Genomic DNA, 19,005 nt, shown 5'->3' with positions numbered 1-19,005 from the left:
TTTTATGAAGCGCGCAATTTTTCATTGCGCATGATCCGATCCGAAACCCTGCGCTAAAGCGCGTTGTTGTCGGTTTCGCCGGTGCGGATCCGCACGGCGCGCTCCAGCGGCGTCACGAAAATCTTGCCGTCGCCGATCTGTCCGGTCTTCGCGGATTTCACGATGGCGTCGATCACGCGCGGGACGGTCTCGGACGGCACAGCGATTTCGAGTCGCATCTTGGGAAGAAAATGAATGGCGTACTCGGCGCCGCGATAGATCTCGGTGTGGCCCTTCTGGCGGCCGTAGCCCTTGACCTCGGAAACGGTGATGCCCTGCACGCCCATGGCGGCAAGTGCGTCCCGCACCTCCTCGAGCTTGAAGGGTTTGACGATGGCAATGACGAGTTTCATGAGCGCTCCCCTGCTGCCGGTTGTTTGGAGAGGCGTGATCCGGCAGTCGCGCCGCTTAAAAACGAGGCGGCGTTATCTGCACAGATTATCGGCGTTCAGCCGGAATTTTAAGCGGGACGGGAAGGGGGCGCCGCTTTTTAGGCAGGCCGGGAGTGGAAACGGATTTTCCGGTTTCCGGACCCGAATCTAGGTTTTTTTCTTCTCGAAGTTCGGATCCTTACGCCGGATCAGCCCTTCCTGGGCGACGGAGGCGACCAAAGTGCCATCGCGGGTGAAAAACTGGCCGCGGGAGAAGCCGCGGGCGTTATTCGCGTTCGGCGAATCCTGTGAATAGAGGATCCATTCGTCGGCCCGGAACGGCCGGTGAAACCAAAGCGCATGGTCGAGGCTGGCGGGCTGGATCGAGCGGGAAAACACAGAGCGCCCGTGCGGGATGAGCGAAGCGTCCAGCAATCCCATGTCGGAGGCGTAGGCCAGTACGCAGCGGTGGATCACCGGGTCGTCGGGCAGCGGCGCGATCGACTTCATCCAGACATTGAATTTCGGCTCGCGGTAATCCTTCGAGAGATAACGCATGTACTCGACCGGACGCAGTTCGATCGGCCGTTCGCGCTGATAATATTTGCGCACGGCTTCGGGCAACATCGGCATCACCTTCTCGCGGATCTCTTTCTCGCTCGCGAGTTCTTCGGGCATCGGCACCTTCGGCATTTGCGCCTGATGCTCGTAGCCATCTTCCACTTTGTGAAACGAAACGCCCATCGAGAAGATCGCTTCGCCGTGCTGGATCGCTTTCACCCAACGCGTGGTGAAGCTGCCGCCGTCGCGGATGCGGTCCACTTCGTAAATGATCGGCGCTTTCGGATCGCCGCCGAGCAGGAAGTATGCGTGCAGCGAATGACACTGGCGGTCCGGCACGGTGCGATAGGCGGCGACCAGCGCCTGCCCGATCACCTGTCCGCCGAATACGCGGACGAACGTATCCTTCGGCGAATAGCCGCGAAACAGATTCACCTCGAGCGTTTCGAGATCGAGGATTTCGAGGAGCGTCTGGACCGATTTTTCCATCGGTAAACCTTCATGCATACTGCGGGTTGCCGCGCGAGCGCTTAACCTACATATCTTCGGGCCATGAACAAGCAAACGCGGGATAAGCCGCTGGACGTCGCGATTGCGGGGGCGGGAATCGCCGGGGCCGCGCTTGCGGTCGCGCTTGCGCGTAATCTGGGGGCTTCGTTCCGGGTCGCGCTGTTCGACCCGACGATTGGCCGCGAGCCGCCTAAAGACGACCGCGTGGTCGCCATTGCCGAAGGTGCGCGGCATTTGTTCGAGGCGCTCGGCGTCTGGGAACGGCTCGGCGCGGTGCAGCCGATCCGCGCCATGACCATCACCGACAGCCGCTTGCAGGACGCAGTGCGCCAGCCGTTTCTTGATTTTGCGCAAGGCGAGGAAGACGAGCCGCTCGCGCACATGGTGGAGAACCGCGCGCTGATTGCCGCGCTGCGCGATGCAGCAACGGAAGAAGGCATTGCGCAATACGCGGAAGCGAATGCCGCGTTCGAGGCGGGCGAGGGCACGGTTTCGTTCGGCGCCCATCGCGCGCGGTTGCTGGTCGCGGCCGACGGCGTGCAGTCGAAACTGCGTGCGGCCGCGAATATCCGCTCCTCGACCAGCAGCTACGGGCAATCGGGCATCGTCGCGACCATCGGCCATGCGCGCCCGCATGACGGCAAGGCCGTGCAGCATTTTCTTCCCCACGGTTCGTTCGCGATCCTCCCGCTCACGGGAAACCGCTCGTCGATCGTGTGGACCGAAACGGGCGAGGAAGCGGCTCGCATCGTCGCGTTGCCCGCGGAAGAATTCCTCCGCGAACTGGAACTGCGTTTCGGGTTGCAGTTCGGCGCGCTGGAAGTGCTCTCGAAGCCACGCGCCTATCCGTTACAGATTTCGATTGCGCGCACGTTCGTCGCGGAGCGCTTCGCACTGCTCGGCGACGCCGCGCATGTGATCCATCCGCTCGCGGGGCAAGGGCTGAACATGGGCCTGCGCGATGTCGCGGCGCTTGCGGAATGTATCGCGGATGCGGCACGGCTCGGCCTCGATCCGGGCGCGCGCGAAGTGCTCGCGCGTTACGAGCGCTGGCGGCGTTCGGACACGGTGGCGATGGGCTTTGCCACCGACTCGCTGAACCGCCTGTTCTCGAACGATTGGACGGTGCTGCGCCACATGCGCGATCTCGGTCTGGGGCTGGTGGACCGCGCGCCGGCGCTCAAAAAATATTTCGCCCGCGAGGCGGCCGGCCTCACGGGCGATGTACCGAAATTGCTTCGGGGCGAATTGATCTAAGACGCGTTTTCCAGCGGGCGCGCTTCTTCAGGCAGCATGATCGGGATGCCGTCCCGGATCGGGTAGATGAGCTTCGCCGTGCGCGAAACCAGAACCTGCTTTTCGCTGTCGTATTCCAGCGGACCCTTGCTGACGGGGCAGACCAGAATTTCAAGCAGCTTGGGGTCGATGGTGTTGCGGTCGGTGTTCATGACGTCTCCAGCGTTTCAGGCGCGGCTTCTATAACCGCGATCCTACTGCAAGGTTCCGGTTTCTTCGCCGTCTCCGGCGGCCAATGCAATCTCGGTCGCTGCGACAAGAAGCTCCGCCCGCGTGCGCAGGTCGGCGGCTTCGAGGAGCGCCTGCTTTTCGCGGACGCCGAACGGCGACATCAGCGAAAGGCCGTTCACCAGCGCTTCGGTCGGCGCTTCGGAGATGCCGTTCCAGTCCGCTTCGATGGAATTCGCGGCGAGGTAGTTGGAAAGCGTTTTCAAAAGCTTTTCGCGGTCAACCTCGTCTTCGCCGAGTCGCGGCACCAGATCGTCCTCGAACGGCGAGAAATCCACCTTGCAGCGGCGATAGGGCTGCATGCCTTCGACTTCTTCCTTAAGGCGAAAGCGCGACACGCCGGTCAGCACCACCTGATAGCGGCCGTCGCCGGTCTCCGCGAACTGCGTGAGGCGGCCGACGCAGCCGATGGAATAGAGCGAGGGCGTTTGCGTGGAGCCTTCCTTCGTTTCGTCCGGCTGGATCATGCCGATCAGGCGGTCGCCGCGCAGCGCATCGTCGATCATGGCGAGATAGCGCGGCTCGAAAATGTTGAGCGGCAGCTCGACGCGCGGCAGCAGCAGCGCGCGCGGCAGCGGGAATACCGGAATTGTTTCCGGCAAATCCTGCGGGCTGCCATAGGGCGCGTTCATCGCCATCGTCATCACCTTGCGGACTAGCCGCCGTTACGAGAACAGAAGGACGGAAAGTTTCTTGCGGGCATCGACGGTGGCCTCGTCCATCGGTCCCCATGCATCGAAGAACTGGAGCAACTGCTTGCGTGCGGCTTCATCGTTCCACTTGCGATCCTTCTTGATGATCGCGAGCAGGTGTTCGGCTGCTTTCGCCTTCTCGCCTTTGGCGCTCAGCGAAATCGCGAGGTCAAGGCGGGCCTGATGATCGTCCGGGTTGGCGTTTACCTTCGCTTCGAGGTCGCCGCCTTCGCTCGAAACTTTTCCTGCCTGTTCGGCGAGGTCGAGCGCGGCCTTCGCCGCGGTGATGGCGGGCGCGGCGGTTTTATCCTTGGAAGCGTCGGCGGGAATCATCGCGAAGGTTTCCTGCGCCTGTTCGAGATCGCCCGCCGCGATGTGGCAACGCACGAGGCCCGCGAGTGCGCGCGCGTTCGCGGGATCGTCGGTCAGCACTTCGGCGTAGAGCGAAGTGGCTTCGTCGAACTCGCCCGCCGCAAGTTTCGCTTCCGCCTCATTGAGCAATTCGGTCGAGGGATTCGCCTTGCCGGTGAGGCGTTCGATGAACGCGGTCACCTGTCCTTCGGGCAATGCGCCGACGAAGCCATCGACCGGCTGGCCCTTGTCGAAGGCGAACACGGCCGGGATCGACTGGATGCCGAGCTGCCCCGGAATCTGCGGATGCTTGTCGATGTCCATCTTCACGAGCTTCACCGCGCCGCCCGCCGCCTTCACCGCCTTTTCCAGAATGGGCGTGAGCGATTTGCAGGGGCCGCACCATTCGGCCCAGAAATCGACCAGCACCGGACGCTTCCGCGATTCCTCGATCACGTCCTTCATGAAGGTCTGGGTCGTGGTGTCGGAGATGAGGTCGCCGGCGTTGAGCGCCGCGGCTGCGTTCCCCTGATTCAATTCCATGCGTCGCTCCGGGCGGGTCGTTTCGAGGCTGTTACGGACAAACGCGGCCGGACCAGCCTCGTTTCAGGGACCATAGATGGGGTCCATGGCCACCGAAAGCAAATCCGGGCCGCCCCGGAGGCGGCCCAAGGCGCGGTTAATGCTCGCAATTTTCAGGTGTTGCGTCGCTCAAGGCTTTTGCCTAGAACCCCCGCTTACCCGGCGGGGCCAGTACCCGCCATTCCGGATGCGGGTGTAGCTCAGGGGTAGAGCACGACCTTGCCAAGGTCGGGGTCGAGGGTTCGAATCCCTTCGCCCGCTCCAATTTTCTCCCAGACCAGAGAATCAGTCGCCGATCGCGTGCAGCACGATCTCGCGCGTGTGCGGGCGCGCGCGATGCTCGAACAGGTAGATGCCCTGCCATGTGCCGAGCGCCATGCGGCCGCCGGTGACCGGGATGCTCAGGCTGGTCTGCGTCAGCGCGGCGCGCAGGTGCGCGGGCATGTCGTCGGGGCCTTCCGCGGAATGGATGTAGCGCTCCGACTCCGGCGCGATTTCCGCGAAATAGTTTTGCAGGTCCGTCTGCACGTCCGGGTCGGCGTTCTCCTGTATAAGAAGAGAAGCCGAGGTGTGGCGGCAATAGACCGTGAGCAGCGCGGTCTGGAATTTCTCCTGCGCGAGCCATGCCGCGACTTCGCGGGTGAACTCGATCAGGCCGCGGCCCTTCGTTTCAATCCGCAGCGATCCGGCTGCCTGCCGCATGTCCGCTCCTTACGTTTTCCTTACTCAGTAGCCGCCCGCGAGCGCGCCGAGATAGCGCCGGTCGGCCGCACCGGACCAGCCTTCCTGCACGCGAAGGATCGAATTCGCGCTGCCGGTGCCGGTGCCGATCTGCACATTATGTCCGCGCTCGCGCAGGATTCTAAGAACGCGGTCGGGCAGGCCGGGTTCGGTCGAGAGTACGTCCGGCTGCCACTGATGATGAAAGCGCGGCAGCGCGATGGCTTGCGCGATGTCGAGGTCAAAATCGACGACGCCGGTCACGACGCGCAACACGGTGGTGATGATGCGGCTGCCGCCCGGCGAGCCGGTAACGAGAAACGCCTTGCCGTCCTTCACCAGAATCGTAGGCGTCATGGAGGAAAGCGGTTTCTTGTTCGGACCCGGCGCGTTCGCTTCGCCACCGACAAGGCCGTAGGCGTTCGGCACGCCGGGCGCGAGCGCGAAATCGTCCATCTCGTTATTCAGGAGGACGCCGGTGCCTTCCGCGACGAGGCCGAGGCCGTAGCTGAAATTGAGTGTAACGGTCGCGGCGACCGCGTTGCCGTCGCGGTCGACCACCGAATAATGCGTGGTGTTGTCGCCGCCTTGTTTCGGCGCGGCGCCGGCGCGGATTTTTTCCGACGGGGTCGCGACCTTCAGGTCGATGCCCGCGCGCAGCTTCTCGGCATATTCCTTCGAGAGCAGCGTCGTGAGCGGCACCTTGACGTAGTCGGGATCGCCGAAGAATTCCGCGCGGTCGGCAAAGGCGCGCTTCATCGCCTCCACCATGACGTGAATGGTGTCGGGCGAATCGCGGCCCATCTTCCGGAGATCGAAGCCCTCCAGGATGTTGAGAATCTGGATCAGCAAACCGCCGCCGGAAGAAGGCGGCGGCATGGAAACGATGTCGTAGCCCCGGTAGGTGCCGCGCACGGTTTCGCGAATGTCCGCGCGGTAATTCGCGAGGTCTTCCACGGTCATCACGCCGCCCGCGTCCTGCACGGCGCGCGCAATGCGCTCCGCGATGACGCCGCGATAAAAAGCCTCCGGGCCTTTTTCCGCAATCGCCTGCAAGGTCGCGGCGAGGTCGCGCTGCACGAGCCTGTCGCCGCGCTGCAATGGCTTGCCGTCGCGGAAGAAAACCTTCTGCGACGAAGGCCAGCGTCCAAGCAGTTGCTGGTAGCGTGTAATCGAAATCGCGAGGTCGTTCTCCAGCGGCACGCCTTCATTCGCGAGCTTGATCGCGGGCGCGAGCAGGTCGGCGAGCGTGAAGCGCCTGGAGCCGTATTTTTCCAGCGCGAGGGCGAGGCCCGCGACCGTGCCCGGAACGCCGGTAGCAAGCCCGGTATGAAGCGACTTGTGCGGATCGGGTTTGCCGTTTGCGCCGAGGAAGCTGTCGCGGCGGATCGCGGCGGGCGCGACTTCGCGAAAATCAATGGCGATGGATTGCTTCGCCTCCGCGAGCCAGATCACGAAGAAGCCGCCGCCGCCAAGATTGCCCGCGCGTGGCAGTGTCACGGCCAGCGCGAAGCCGACCGCGACCGCCGCATCCACGGCGTTGCCGCCCTTGTTGAGAATCTCGACGCCGATGCGCGTGGCGAGGGCTTCCTGCGAGGAAACCATGCCGTTCGGTGCAAGTACCGGCTTCGTGCCCGGATCGACGGTGGCGCGGTTGGTCGCGACCGGGTCGAACGGTTGTTGCGCAAAGGACGGCGCTGCAAGCGCGGCCGCGAGCAGCAACGCGATTGCACGGAACGCCAGATGGCGAATGGCGGACGGCAAAATCTTCAACGCGCCATCGCGTAATATTCGGCGTTCGGTTCGTTGCCGCTCGCGGTGGCGAGGCGGTTCGACATGTTAAAGAACGCCGCGACCGCCGCGATGTCCCAGATGTCGCGATCCGAGAAGCCGTGCTTGCGCAATGCCGCGCGGTCTTCCTCGCCGACTTCCCACGGCGCTTCGGTCAGCTTCCACGAGAAATCGAGCATCGCGCGGGTGCGCGCATCGAGCGCCGCTGCGCGGTAATTCATGACGATGGTGTCGGCAAGCTGGATGTCGCCGGTGAGTTTGCGCAGCACCGCGCCGTGGGCGATCAGGCAGTAGTGGCAGTGATTGGCGGAGGAAACCACGACCGCGATCATCTCGCGCTCCGCTTTCGAGATGCCGGATTTGCCGAGCATCAGGTCGTCGGACATGGCGACGAAGGCTTTCAGCTTCGCCAGATCGAACGAATAGGCCGTCAGCACGTTCGGAATGAAGCCGAGCTTTTCCTGACATTTGGCGAAATAGGCTTTCATCGCCTCGTCGAGTTCGCCGGGGGTGAGATCGAGCGCGAGGATTTTTTCCTCTTTTTGCGGAGCCGCAGCGGCGGCCTGATTTGCCGGTTTCATGGGCCTGTCCTTTTTCCGGGGTAAGGCGAACCTAACAGCCGGTTGGTGCGGCTGAAAACCACTCCCCTCGACAGCGGCAGGGGAGCGGCAGAAACTGGCGAAATACCGGCAGCAGCGAAAACAGCCGGATTGCGGGGCAGGGAGGACAGACATGAATGTCGCGAGCCGGCTTGCCTCGGGCGAAGCCTTGCAACTGGAAAAATTGCTCGGCGAGGCCGCGAAGCTGGCGTCCGCCGGCAACAAGGTGCCGGCAGATTTCGTCGCCGCGCTGTTCGGCGGCGCAGCACCGGAAGATGTCGCGAATTACTCACCGGGCGAACTGGCCGCCATCGCGCGGAGAAGTTTCGAACACCTGCGCACGCGCCCCGCAGGCGCCGCCGATATCCAGATCTATAATCCCGCCGCCGTGGAGAACGGCGGCATGTTGTCCGCAATCACGATCATCGAGATCGAGAACGAGGACATGCCGTTTCTGCTCGATTCGGTGACGGCGGAACTGGTGGAGCAGGGCCTGACCGTGCGGCTCGCGGCACACCCGATCTTTTCAGTGGAGCGCGAAAGCAACGGGACGCTCGCGGAATGGCGCGGGCTTGCGGACGGCGGCAAGAAAAAGAAGCGCGAGAGCTTCATTCACCTGCATGTCGCGCGCATCGACGAAGGACGGCACGGCGGCATCGCCGGGGCGTTGCAGGCGGTGCTCGAGGACGTGCGGCTTTGCGTCGAAGACTGGCCGAAAATGAAAGAATACGCCGACGACGTGATCGACGGCTTGCAGAAGAAATCGCATCCGCTGCCGGAAGACGAGATCGAGGAGGCGGTCGCGTTCCTGAAGTGGCTGCGCGACGACCATTTCACGTTCCTCGGCTGCCGCGACAATGTGCTGATGGCGAGCGGCGATTCCGTGCTGGAGCCGGTGTTCGATTCCGGTCTTGGCATCCTGCGCCGCCGCGACATTCGCGTGCTGAGCCGCGCGGGCGAGCCGGTCTCGACCAGCCAGGAACTGCGCGAGTTCCTGAAACTGCCGCTGCCGCTGATCGTGACGAAAGCGAACCTGCGCTCGCGCGTGCATCGCCGTGCGCACATGGACTACATCGGCATCAAGCGCTTCGACAAGAACGGCAAGCTGACCGGCGAGCGCCGCATCGTCGGCCTGTTCACGTCGCCGGTCTATCGCGATTCGGTTTTCAAGATTCCGTTTCTGCGGCGCAAGGCGGCCTTCGTGCTCGACCACGCGGGATTTTCGAGCGAGAGCCATTCGGGCAAGGCGCTGGCGAACGTGCTGGAGAGCTATCCGCGCGACGACCTGTTTCAGGTGGACCGCGAGACGCTGCTCGGTTTTGCGAAGACCATCCTGCAACTCGACGAGCGGCCGCGCGTGCGCGTGCTGGCGCGGCGCGACCGTTTCAACCGCTTCGTTTCGGTGATCGTGTTCGTGCCCCGCGAACGCTACGACAGCGCGGTGCGCGTGCGCATCGGCGCATATCTCGCGGAAACCTATCAGGGCCGGGTTTCGGCGTTCTATCCATTCTTCCCCGAAGGCCCGCTGACGCGCGTGCATTTCATCATCGGGCGCGACGCGGGAGAAACGCCGAACCCTGCGCGCGAGAAACTCGAAGCGGATATTACGGCGATCGTGCGCAACTGGCAGGACCGCTTCGCCAAGGAACTGAGCGGCGCGTTCGATCCCGACAAGGCGCAGGCCGCGGAGACGAAGTACCGCAACGCGTTCTCGGCGGCTTACCGCGAAGCCTACGGCGCGGACGTCGCGGTCGAAGACATCAGGATCATCGACAATCTTTCGTCCGCGAAACCGCTCGCCATCAATTTCTACCGGCGCGGCGGAGAAGCGCAATCGCTCAACCTGAAGGTCTGGAATTGTGAGCGGCCGATGCCGCTTTCCGAGCGCGTGCCGCTGCTGGAAAACATGGGCTTCAACGTCATCGACGAGCGCACTTACACGTTGGAGCGTTGCGCGGCCGACGGCGGCTCGGTGTGGCTGCACGACATGACGCTTGCGCGTGCCGACGGCAGCGGGATCGACGCCGAGGCTATGGACGCGCGGCTCGAAGCCGCGCTGATGGCGGTGTTGCAGGGCCGTGCCGAGAACGACGGCTTCAATGCGCTCGTGCTGAACGCAGGCATGCCATGGCGCGACGTGACGCTGGTGCGCACGCTCGCGCGCTATCTGCGGCAGGCCGCGATTCCCTATAGCCAGGATTATCTCTGGACGACGCTGAACCGGCACGCGCAAGTTGCGCGCGACCTGGTCGCGCTGTTTCACACGCGCTTCGATCCGCGCTTCGACGGCACGCCGGAGCAGCGCGAGGCAATTCAGGCGGAGCTTCGCGCAAGCATCGAAACCGCGCTTGGCGCGGTGCAGAGCCTCGACGAGGACCGCATCCTGCGCCGCTTTACGAATCTAATCGGCGCGGCGGTGCGCACGAATTACTACCAGATCGCGAAGGACGGCGGGCCGCGGCCCACCATTGCGATCAAGTTCGAGAGCCGCAAGATCGACGCGCTACCGTTGCCGCGTCCGCTGTTCGAGATTTTCGTGTACGCGCCGCGCGTCGAGGGAGTGCACCTGCGCTTCGGCAAGGTTGCACGCGGCGGCATCCGCTGGTCCGACCGTCCGCAGGATTTCCGAACCGAAGTGCTGGGCCTCGTCAAAGCGCAGCAGGTGAAGAACGCGGTGATCGTGCCGGTGGGTGCGAAGGGTGGTTTCGTCCCGAAGCTGATGCCCGCCAATCCGTCGCGCGAAGCGTTCATGGCGGAGGGCACGGAAGCCTATAAAATCTTCATCCGTTCGCTCCTCGACATCACCGACAATCTCTCGGCCGAAGGCGCGGTGATCGTGCCGGAGAATACGGTGCGACACGACGCGGACGACCCGTATCTCGTGGTCGCAGCCGACAAGGGCACGGCGACATTCTCGGATACGGCAAACGCGCTCGCCATCGAGCACGGCTTCTGGCTCGGTGATGCGTTCGCTTCGGGTGGGTCGGCCGGTTACGACCACAAGAAGATGGGCATTACCGCGCGCGGCGCGTGGGAAGCGGTGAAGCGCCACTTCCGCGAGATGGATGTCGATATTTCAAGGACGGCGTTCACGGTGGCAGGCGTCGGCGACATGTCGGGCGATGTGTTCGGCAACGGCATGCTGCTGGAAAAGACCATCAAGCTGATCGCGGCCTTCGATCACCGCGACATCTTCTTCGACCCGTCGCCCGATCCGGAAAAAAGTTTCAACGAGCGGGCGCGCATGTTCGCGTTGCCGCGCTCCTCCTGGCAGGACTACGACAAGTCGTTGCTTTCGAAGGGCGGCGGCATTTTCCCGCGCAGCCTGAAGGCGATTCCGCTTTCGCCGGAGATGCAAGCCGCGCTCTCGCTGGAAAAGAGCGAAGCAACGCCCGCGGAAGTGATGAATGCGATCCTGAAAATGCCGGTGGACCTGCTCTGGTTCGGCGGCATCGGCACTTATATTCGCGCTGCTTCCGAAAGCGACGCCGGTGTCGGCGACCGCGCCAATGATGCAATCCGCATCAGCGGCGCGGAAGTGGCGGCGAAGGTGGTGGGCGAGGGCGCTAACCTCGGCATGACGCAACGCGGACGCATCGAGGCGGCGCGCAAGGGCGTGCGGCTCAACACCGACGCCATCGACAATTCCGCGGGCGTGAACTCGTCGGACGTGGAAGTGAACCTGAAGATCGCGCTGTCCACGCCGGTACGGGCGGGGAAACTTTCGCTCGAAGACCGCAACAAGCTGCTCGCGGCCATGACGCCGGACGTGGCCGCGCTGGTGTTGCGCAACAACTATCTCCAGACGCTCGCGATCTCGCTGGTCGAGCGCGATGCCGCGAACGACACCGGCTTCGAGATCGAGCTGATGCGTAATCTCGAGCGGCGCGGGCTGCTCGATCGAGGCGTCGAATATCTGCCGTCCGACATTGAGCTTGCGGAACGGCAGGCCAAGGGCCTCGGCCTCACGCGGCCCGAACTCGCGGTTACGCTCGCCTATGCGAAGCTCACATTGTTCGACGATCTGGTCGCATCGGACGCGCCGGACGAGCCGTATTTCAACGAAGAACTGCTGCGCTATTTTCCGGACGCCGTTCCGGAGCGCTTCCCCGACGCAGTCGAGACACACCGGCTGCGGCGCGAGATCATCGCAACGCGGCTCGGCAACTCGATCATCAACCGCGGCGGCCCGGCTTTCGTTACGCGCATTGCCGACGAGACCGGCGCATCGGCCGCGCTCATCGCAAAAGCCTATGCGGCCGTCCGCGACGGCTACCGGCTGACCGATCTCAACAAGGCTATCGACGCGCTGGACGCAAAAATTCCGGGCGTAGCACAACTCGCACTTTATGAAACGGTGAAGAACCTGCTGCTCGAACGCGTGGTGTGGTTCGTGCGCAATGCCGACTTCTCGCAGGGCCTCGCAAAACTCATCGCGCATTATCGCGAAGGCATCGACACCATCGAGCAGAACATCGAGGCGATCCTGCCGAAGGAACGCGTCGCGCTGTTGCAAGCCCGCACGGCGGAGGCGGTGGCGAAGAACGTGCCCGAAGTGTTGGCCGCGAAGCTTGCGCGTCTTCCCGAACTCACCGCCGCCAGCGACATCGTGCTGATCGCGGGCATGAGCGGACAAAAGACCCGCGCGGTCGCGGAAACCTATTTCGCGGCGGAAGATTATTTCCGGCTTGATCGCGTGCTCGCGGCGGGCGCGAGCGTGAAGCTCACCGACCATTTCGATCGGCTTGCGTTCGATCTGGCGTTGTCGCGGATTTCCGCGAGCCAGCGGCGCATTGTTTCCGCGGCGCTGCAAAGCGGGAAATGCGGCGCCGCCGCCATCGAGGCATGGGCGGGCGCGCACAAGAGCAATGTCGAACGCGCACGGCGCGGCGTGCAGGAGATCGCAGACTCCGGCCTGACGCTGGCGAAACTAACGGTCGCGGCGAACCTGATCGGCGAGCTGGTATCCGAAGCGTAAACAGGGAGCGCTTTGGCTTCCGCCTGCGGCGTGGTCTTATCCGCCGGGGATTTTCGGGATCATGCTTCCATGACTGAAGCGCCGCGCCGCGCGATTTTCGGCTGGGTGTTGTTCGACTGGGCGTGCCAGCCGTTCTTCACGCTGGTTACCACCTTCATCTACGCGCCGTATTTCGCTTCCGCCGTCGCGGGCGATCCCGCGCGCGGGCAGGCGTTGTGGGGATTTGCGACCGCGGCCGCGGGCATCGTGATCGCGTTCACTTCGCCTTTCGTCGGCGCGGTCGCGGATGCAACCGGACGGCGCAAGCCATGGATCGCGGCGTTCGGCTCGCTCCTCATTCTTGGTTCGCTCGGATTGTGGCTCGGCACGCCCGGCGGCGAGAGCACGATCCTTGTTGTTCTGATCGCATTCGCGATTGCCACCATCGGCGTCGAGTTCGCGACCGTGTTCAACAACGCGATGATGCCCAATCTCGTGCCGCCGCATAAAATCGGCTGGCTGTCGGGGCTGGGCTGGGCGACGGGCTATCTCGGCGGCCTTGTTTCGCTGGCGTTCGCGCTTTTGTTTCTCTCGACCAATCCGCATACGGGGCTGACGTTGCTCGGTACGCCGCCCGCGTTCGGACTGGATGCAATGGCGCGCGAAGGCGACCGCGCCGTGGGTCCGTTGACCGCACTCTGGTTCGTCGTGTTCGTGACGCCGATGATGCTGTTCACGCCGGACGGAAAACGCGCACTGAAACTCGGGCCGGCACTCAGCGCGGGATTTCGCACTACGCTGCAAACGTTGCGCGAAGCACGGCAGCACAAGAACATCGGCACGTTCTTGCTTGCGAACATGATCTACACCGACGGACTGGTGGCGCTGTTCGCGTTCGGCGGAATCTATGCGGCGGGGACGTTCGGCTGGGGCGCGATCCAGCTTGGCGTGTTCGGAATCCTGCTCACCATCACCGGCACCGCGGGCGCGCTGCTCGGCGGCTGGCTGGACGACAAGCTCGGCGCGCGGCCGGTCATCCTCGCGTCGCTTTTGATCTTGTTCGTTTCCTGCATCGCGATCCTTTCCATCGGACGCGATCATATTTTCTTCTTCGTGCCGGCCACGCCCGCCGTCAGCGGCGCAGGGTTGTTCTCCAGCCTGCCGGAAAAACTCTATATCGGGATCGGGTTGTTCATCGGCCTTGCGGCCGGGCCGTTGCAGGCGGCATCGCGCACGATGCTGGTGCGGCTTGCGCCGCGCAACCAGCTTGCGCAGTTCTTCGGACTGTTCGCGCTGTCCGGGAAACTGACTTCGTTCATGGGGCCGTTTCTGGTCGCGACCGTGACCGCGCTGACCATGAGCCAGAAGGCGGGCGTCTCGGTGCTGGTCGTCTTCTTCGCAATCGGCGCGTTTTTGCTGCTGCGGGTCGTGGTGGTTAGTGGCGGAAGTGGCGCACGCCCGTAAACACCATCGCGATGCCCGCCTTGTCGGCGGCGGCAATCACCTCGTCGTCGCGGATCGAACCGCCGGGCTGGATCACCGCCGTCGCGCCCGCTTCGATCACGGATAGCAGTCCGTCCGCGAACGGGAAGAAGGCGTCCGATGCGGCGACGGAATTCTTGGTGAGCGTTTCGCTTAAGTTTGCGGTCTTCGCCGCGTCCTCGGCCTTGCGTGCGGCGATGCGTGCAGAATCGACGCGGCTCATCTGTCCGGCGCCGATGCCAACGGTTGCGCCGTTCTTCGCGTAGACAATCGTGTTCGACTTCACGTGTTTCGCGACGCGGAAAGCGAAGCGCAGATCGTTCATTTCAGTGGCGGACGGCGCGCGTCTGGTCACGACCTTCAGTTCGAGATCGTCGGCGACCGCGTTGTCGCGCGACTGCACCAGCATCCCGCCCGCGACCGACTTGAAGGTGAGGCCCTTCGCGCGCGGATCTGGCAAGGAGCCTGCGAGCAGCAGGCGAAGGTTCTTCTTCGCGCCGATGATCTTGATGGCGTCTTCGGTCGCGTCCGGGGCGATGATGACTTCGGTGAAGATCTCCACCATCGCCTTTGCCGCGTCGGCGTCGAGGGTGCGGTTTGCCGCGATGATGCCGCCGAAGGCGGAAACCGGGTCGCACAGAAGCGCTTTCTGATACGCCTCGAGCAGCGTGTCGCCTTCGGCGACGCCGCACGGGTTCGCGTGCTTCACGATCACGATGGCGGGCAAGCGCTTCGGATCGAACTCGGCGACGCATTCATAGGCAGCATCGGTGTCGTTCAGGTTGTTGTAGGACAGTTCCTTGCCCTGCAACTGCTTTGCGGAGAGTACGCCGGGGCGCGCTTCGCCGCCTTTGTACGATGCGGCCGACTGGTGCGGGTTTTCGCCGTAACGAAGTTTCTCCACGCGTTTGCCGCCGAACGAGCGCCACACCGGCGCGTCGTCCTTGAGTTCGTTCGCGAACCAGTTCGAGATCGCGGAATCATAGGCCGCGGTGCGCGAGAAGGCCTTGGCGGCGAGGCGCTTGCGGAAGCCGAGCGTGGTGCCGCCATGCGCGCCGATCTCGCGCAGGATTTCCGCGTAGTCCGCGGTATCGACCACGATGGCGACGTCGCCATGGTTCTTCGCCGCCGCGCGCACCATTGCGGGACCGCCGATGTCGATGTTCTCGATGCAGTCGTCGTAGCCAGCACCCTTTTCGACCGTGCTTTCGAACGGATAGAGATTGACCACGACGAGGTCGATCGGTGCGATCTTGTGTGTCTTCATCGCGTCCGCGTGCTCGCGGTTGTCGCGGATCGCGAGGATGCCGCCGTGCACGTTCGGGTGCAGCGTCTTGACGCGGCCGTCCATCATTTCCGGAAAGCCGGTGACTTCGGAAACGTCGAGGACTTTCAGCCCGGCGTCGGCCAGCGCCTTGCGGGTGCCGCCGGTCGAAACCAGTTCGGTGCCGTGTTGCGTCAGCGCGCGGGCGAAATCGATCAGGCCGTCCTTGTCGGAAACGGAAAGCAGCGCGCGGCGGATTGCGCGAACGGAGTCGGACATCGGAAAAATCCCGTGCGGCGAGGCTTGCGAAAGAGGGTCTGGCGATAGCACGGGCCAAAGGCTGCGAAAACCGGGGCTAAAGTTTATCCCCTTGCCGCCTCAGTCGATCGGCAGGCGGGGGCTTTCTTCCTCGACGCGCTTCGGCGGCTCCGGCACGTCGGCGCGCACGAAGGTCCACACCACGCGCGGACACTCCTGTACCGTGTCGTAGATCACGATCTGGCTGGTGCGGCGAGGACCCTCGCTGGCGCTCAGGAAAATGCTTTCCTCCAATTCGACCCGCGCATTCGGCGCGGTGAACAGCCAGCTTTCGCGCCCCGGAAGGATCAGCAGCACGCTGCGGCCTTCCTTGATGCGGCTTGCCTTGACCGAAGGATGCAGGTGGAAGCGCACGGCGTAGTCGCCGGGCGCCCCGGCTGGCAGTTCGTCGCGGCGGACAGGGAGGAAAACATCCTCGCCATCGAGGCGGTTGCCTTCGTTCGTCAGCCGCCACGAACGCTGGTGGATCACGCCGTAGCGCGAGGCGTAGCCGTCATGGGAGGTGCGGATCATGAACTCGCCGTCGCGCTCGGTGCGCGCGACCTGCACGCGGCGCGGCCCTTCGACGATGGCCGCGCCGAGCACGCGATTGGCGCGCTCGCCTTCGAGAAATTTGCACGACGATGAATCGTGGAACGTGGCGGTGGAATGAGCGGCGGTCGAGCGCGCGGCTTGCAGCCAGGCTTCCTTGTTTTGCTGCGGCACGCCGCAATTGACCACGATGCGGTTGCGTTTGGCCGAGAACTCGAATGAGAGGCAGCCCGCGTGCGCGGTATGGCTCACCTGCATGACTGGTGCGCGTCCGGTGTCGGCGATGACAACGCTGTTTCCCAATTCGAAGCGCTGATAGCCGGAATGTTGAGCATCCATGACCGGTGCGCCGCGGGCATCGTCGTAGGAGAGCGCGGTTGCAAGCAGGTCGGTGGGTGTCGCGCCCATGCCGTTGAATTGCGCGAACGAGCCGTCGCCGTGCCGGAAGAAACGCAGCATCGGCATCATGCGGTCGATGGCGCTGCGCAGCAGTGACGGCACCGGAGCGCCGCGTGCTTCGAAGGCTTGTTGCAGCGGCAGCAGGTCGATCAGGAGTTCGATCAGCACGCCCGGATTGCGGCTGACATGTCCGCCATCGGGCAGAATCTGGCGGCGCAGTTCCGTGATCAGCCGCTTCACGCCGCTGCGCAGGATTCGCTTTTCGCCTTCCATGCAGAGTCCGGCCTGCGTCAGCGCGATCGCGACGAGGAGACGCGGATAGCCTTCGCGCGTCACCGGATAGATACGGCGCAGGTAACGCACCTGCTTGCCGAGGCTCTTCATGAAGGTGCGATAGAAGGCGTGATCGACGCCGGCGAGGATCATCGGCGAATGGGTGAGCCAGGAGAGTACGCGCCGCGCGGTAATCTCCGCTTCCCAAGACAAGTTCTGCGATTTGCCGAGGATCGAAATCCAGTCCGCGACGAGGGCGCGGGCGTTGCGCTTCGAGAGCGCATGGCCGGCCGAGCGCAGATGGCGCAGCCAGCCGAAGCCGAGCAGTTCTTCCGCCCATTCGCGCGTAGGCGGCTTGATCTCGAACGGCGATTTGCCTTCGCTGGAAACCGATTTTCCCGCGAACGCGAACAGGCCGCTGTAGATGTCGGTTGCAATGGTGGGGTCGCCGGTGCGCAGGTCCTGCGGCGCAATCAGCAGGCGCCCCGGAATCTTGAGTCCCAGCCGCCAGCGATATGCCGGATTGGCAGCCGCGCGCGCCCACCACTGACGCCAGCGCTGCTTTGTAATCAGCAGCGCGAGCCGCATTCGCTCTGCCATTTCAGCGTTTGCCTTCCCTCAACCGCCGGCTCGCGCGCCGGCCCGTAACCCTCAGAACCCCGGCCCAAGATAGCCAAGGCGGCACGGCTGTCTAGGCGGCCAAGATCACGCCTGCTTGCGCAACCGGGCCGCGAAGAAGCCGTCGCAGCCCGAAAGGCGAGGGTCTTCGTGGGTGAAATGGAAGGGCAGCGTGCGCAATTCGCCCTTTTCGGTGAGCGCGGTGGTATCGCCTGCTTCTTCACGGCGGACCGGATCGCGAACAAGGTCGGTGCGCTTCGCGAGCAGGTCCGCGACCTGCGCTTCTCCTTCCTCCGGCTCCAGCGAACAGGTGGAATAGACCAGCACGCCGCCGGGCTTCAGCAAATCCGCTGCGCGGCCGAGCAGGCGCGTTTGCAGGCGGACGAGCGCTTCGAGGTCTTCGGGCTGTTTCTGCCAGAGGATATCCGGATGGCGGCGCACGGTGCCGGTGGCGGAGCAGGGGGCGTCCAGCAGGATCGCGTCGAATGGCTCCGCTTCATACGTGGTGGTGTCGGCGACGACGACCTCGGCTTCGAGTTTCAGCCGCGCGAGGTTCTGTTCCAGCCGCTTGAGGCGCGAAGCGGAGCGGTCGATCGCGACGACACGCGCGCCATTGTTCGCGAGCTGTGCGGTCTTGCCGCCGGGCGCCGCACAAAGATCGGCGACGCGCTTGCCCTTCACGTCGCCGAGCAGTTGCGCGGGGATCGAAGCGGCGGCGTCCTGTACCCACCAATCGCCTTCGTCGTAGCCGGGAAGCCGCGACACCGCGCCCTTGCTCGCCACGCGCACGCTGCCGGTCGGCAGCACGAAGCCTTGCAGCATCGCAGCCAGCGCTTCGGGATTTTGCTTGGCGGTGATGTCGAGCGGCGGCTCCACGCGATGCGCGAGGCAGATGGCGCGCAAGGCATCTTCGCCATAGGCCGCGAGCCAGCGCGCGCGCATCCATTCCTGCGTGTCTACTTCCGGCTGCAAGGTCGCGAGGATTGCGGGACCTTCCGCAACCGTTCGCCGCAATACTGCGTTGACCAGACCGGCGTAGCGCTTGTTGCGGATTTCCTTCGCGAGATCGACCGAGAGATCGACCGCAGCATGATCCGCGACTTCGAGAACCAGAATCTGCGCGGCGGCGGAAAGCAGGATCGAATGCACGCGCACGTCGTCGGGCCAGCCCTGGAGCAGGAAACGCTCCAGCACTGCTTGCAGGCTTCCGGCACGCCGCAGCGCGGTCGCGACGATCATGCGCGCGAGCGCGCGGTCGCGTTCTTCCAGCGCGCGGAATTGCATCCCCGTTTCGCCGTGTTCGAACACATCCTCCAGCGCGCGGCGGCCATGCAGGATTGCGAGCAGCGCGTCCGCAGCAAAGCGCCGGGCGGTGAGGCCCGGCGCTTCGTCTTCGTTCTTGAAATGCTTTTGTTTCTTCAAC

14 protein-coding genes and 1 tRNA gene are annotated in these 19,005 nt (G+C 64.0%); 4 read left to right on the top strand and 11 right to left on the bottom strand.

What is annotated here, in order from left to right; genetic code table 11:
• Positions 1–53 precede the first annotated feature (53 nt).
• Together KF794_14635 and tesB are read right to left on the bottom strand one after the other, a co-directional pair.
• Positions 54–392 carry a P-II family nitrogen regulator gene (locus tag KF794_14635; protein ID QYK44967.1) on the bottom strand — a complete coding sequence of 113 codons (339 nt, stop codon included), beginning with the start codon at positions 390–392 and terminating at the stop codon, positions 54–56.
• Between the two features lie 186 nt (positions 393–578).
• Entirely contained in the window at positions 579–1,460 is an 882-nt protein-coding gene (gene tesB, locus KF794_14630; protein ID QYK44966.1) for an acyl-CoA thioesterase II, read from the bottom strand.
• 63 nt (positions 1,461–1,523) lie between these two features.
• On the opposite strand from tesB, the gene KF794_14625 reads away from it, so the two are divergent.
• Positions 1,524–2,738: an FAD-dependent monooxygenase gene (locus KF794_14625; protein ID QYK44965.1), complete on the top strand. Its 1,215-nt coding sequence runs from the start codon at positions 1,524–1,526 to the stop codon at positions 2,736–2,738.
• Here the strand turns inward: KF794_14625 and KF794_14620 are convergent.
• Genes KF794_14620 through trxA form a run of 3 tightly spaced genes read right to left on the bottom strand, consistent with a single transcriptional unit; the run spans position 2,735 to position 4,591 of the window.
• Entirely contained in the window at positions 2,735–2,929 is a 195-nt protein-coding gene (locus KF794_14620) for a Trm112 family protein (GenBank protein QYK44964.1), read from the bottom strand. The genes KF794_14625 and KF794_14620 overlap by 4 nt on opposite strands.
• Before the next feature lie 42 nt (positions 2,930–2,971).
• Positions 2,972–3,643: an LON peptidase substrate-binding domain-containing protein gene (locus KF794_14615; GenBank protein QYK44963.1), complete on the bottom strand. Its 672-nt coding sequence runs from the start codon at positions 3,641–3,643 to the stop codon at positions 2,972–2,974.
• Positions 3,644–3,670: 27 nt separating this feature from the next.
• Positions 3,671–4,591, bottom strand: a complete 921-nt coding sequence (gene trxA, locus KF794_14610; GenBank protein QYK44962.1) for a thioredoxin — start codon at positions 4,589–4,591, stop codon at positions 3,671–3,673.
• A 228-nt stretch (positions 4,592–4,819) separates the two neighbouring features.
• On the opposite strand from trxA, the gene KF794_14605 reads away from it, so the two are divergent.
• Positions 4,820–4,894, top strand: a tRNA-Gly gene (locus tag KF794_14605).
• A 21-nt stretch (positions 4,895–4,915) separates the two neighbouring features.
• Here the strand turns inward: KF794_14605 and KF794_14600 are convergent.
• From KF794_14600 to KF794_14590, 3 genes are read right to left on the bottom strand one after another with little or no spacing between them, the layout of a single operon-like run.
• Entirely contained in the window at positions 4,916–5,332 is a 417-nt protein-coding gene (locus KF794_14600) for a secondary thiamine-phosphate synthase enzyme YjbQ (GenBank protein QYK44961.1), read from the bottom strand.
• Between the two features lie 24 nt (positions 5,333–5,356).
• Entirely contained in the window at positions 5,357–7,114 is a 1,758-nt protein-coding gene (gene ggt / locus KF794_14595) for a gamma-glutamyltransferase (GenBank protein ID QYK46722.1), read from the bottom strand.
• A 5-nt stretch (positions 7,115–7,119) separates the two neighbouring features.
• Complete coding sequence (locus KF794_14590; GenBank protein QYK44960.1) at positions 7,120–7,722, bottom strand: peroxidase-related enzyme; 603 nt, start codon at positions 7,720–7,722, stop codon at positions 7,120–7,122.
• Between the two features lie 151 nt (positions 7,723–7,873).
• Between KF794_14590 and KF794_14585 the strand changes: the two genes are divergently transcribed.
• Both KF794_14585 and KF794_14580 read left to right on the top strand, forming a co-directional pair.
• A complete protein-coding gene (locus KF794_14585; GenBank protein ID QYK44959.1) occupies positions 7,874–12,718 on the top strand; it encodes an NAD-glutamate dehydrogenase in 4,845 nt (1,614 codons plus the stop codon).
• Positions 12,719–12,787: 69 nt separating this feature from the next.
• The gene (locus tag KF794_14580) at positions 12,788–14,161 is read left to right on the top strand and encodes an MFS transporter (protein QYK44958.1); all 1,374 of its coding nucleotides are present in this window, start codon (positions 12,788–12,790) and stop codon (positions 14,159–14,161) included.
• Here KF794_14580 and purH read toward each other — a convergent pair.
• The 3 genes from purH to KF794_14565 form a co-directional block, all read right to left on the bottom strand.
• Positions 14,133–15,722 carry a bifunctional phosphoribosylaminoimidazolecarboxamide formyltransferase/IMP cyclohydrolase gene (gene purH / locus KF794_14575; GenBank protein QYK44957.1) on the bottom strand — a complete coding sequence of 530 codons (1,590 nt, stop codon included), beginning with the start codon at positions 15,720–15,722 and terminating at the stop codon, positions 14,133–14,135. The genes KF794_14580 and purH overlap by 29 nt on opposite strands.
• 99 nt (positions 15,723–15,821) lie before the next feature.
• Entirely contained in the window at positions 15,822–17,564 is a 1,743-nt protein-coding gene (locus KF794_14570; protein QYK44956.1) for a heparinase II/III family protein, read from the bottom strand.
• Positions 17,565–17,669: 105 nt separating this feature from the next.
• Positions 17,670–19,004 (bottom strand): methyltransferase domain-containing protein, encoded by a 1,335-nt coding sequence (locus KF794_14565; GenBank protein QYK44955.1) that lies wholly within the window; start codon positions 19,002–19,004, stop codon positions 17,670–17,672.
• Position 19,005: the final 1 nt, after the last annotated feature.

The organism is Xanthobacteraceae bacterium, assembly GCA_019454205.1.
Classification (GTDB): Bacteria; Pseudomonadota; Alphaproteobacteria; order Rhizobiales; family Xanthobacteraceae.
This window is presented reverse-complemented; position numbering and strand designations above follow the sequence as displayed.

Bases quoted from the DNA above. Each gene is read 5' to 3' on its own strand.
- KF794_14635 (QYK44967.1), bottom strand. From the start codon at position 392: ATGAAACTCGTCATTGCCATCGTCAAACCCTTCAAGCTCGAGGAGGTG.
- tesB (QYK44966.1), bottom strand. From the start codon at position 1,460: ATGGAAAAATCGGTCCAGACGCTCCTCGAAATCCTCGATCTCGAAACG.
- KF794_14625 (QYK44965.1), top strand. From the start codon at position 1,524: ATGAACAAGCAAACGCGGGATAAGCCGCTGGACGTCGCGATTGCGGGG.
- KF794_14620 (QYK44964.1), bottom strand. From the start codon at position 2,929: ATGAACACCGACCGCAACACCATCGACCCCAAGCTGCTTGAAATTCTG.
- KF794_14615 (QYK44963.1), bottom strand. From the start codon at position 3,643: ATGGCGATGAACGCGCCCTATGGCAGCCCGCAGGATTTGCCGGAAACA.
- trxA (QYK44962.1), bottom strand. From the start codon at position 4,591: ATGGAATTGAATCAGGGGAACGCAGCCGCGGCGCTCAACGCCGGCGAC.
- KF794_14600 (QYK44961.1), bottom strand. From the start codon at position 5,332: ATGCGGCAGGCAGCCGGATCGCTGCGGATTGAAACGAAGGGCCGCGGC.
- KF794_14590 (QYK44960.1), bottom strand. From the start codon at position 7,722: ATGAAACCGGCAAATCAGGCCGCCGCTGCGGCTCCGCAAAAAGAGGAA.
- KF794_14585 (QYK44959.1), top strand. From the start codon at position 7,874: ATGAATGTCGCGAGCCGGCTTGCCTCGGGCGAAGCCTTGCAACTGGAA.
- KF794_14580 (QYK44958.1), top strand. From the start codon at position 12,788: ATGACTGAAGCGCCGCGCCGCGCGATTTTCGGCTGGGTGTTGTTCGAC.
- purH (QYK44957.1), bottom strand. From the start codon at position 15,722: ATGTCCGACTCCGTTCGCGCAATCCGCCGCGCGCTGCTTTCCGTTTCC.
- KF794_14570 (QYK44956.1), bottom strand. From the start codon at position 17,564: ATGGCAGAGCGAATGCGGCTCGCGCTGCTGATTACAAAGCAGCGCTGG.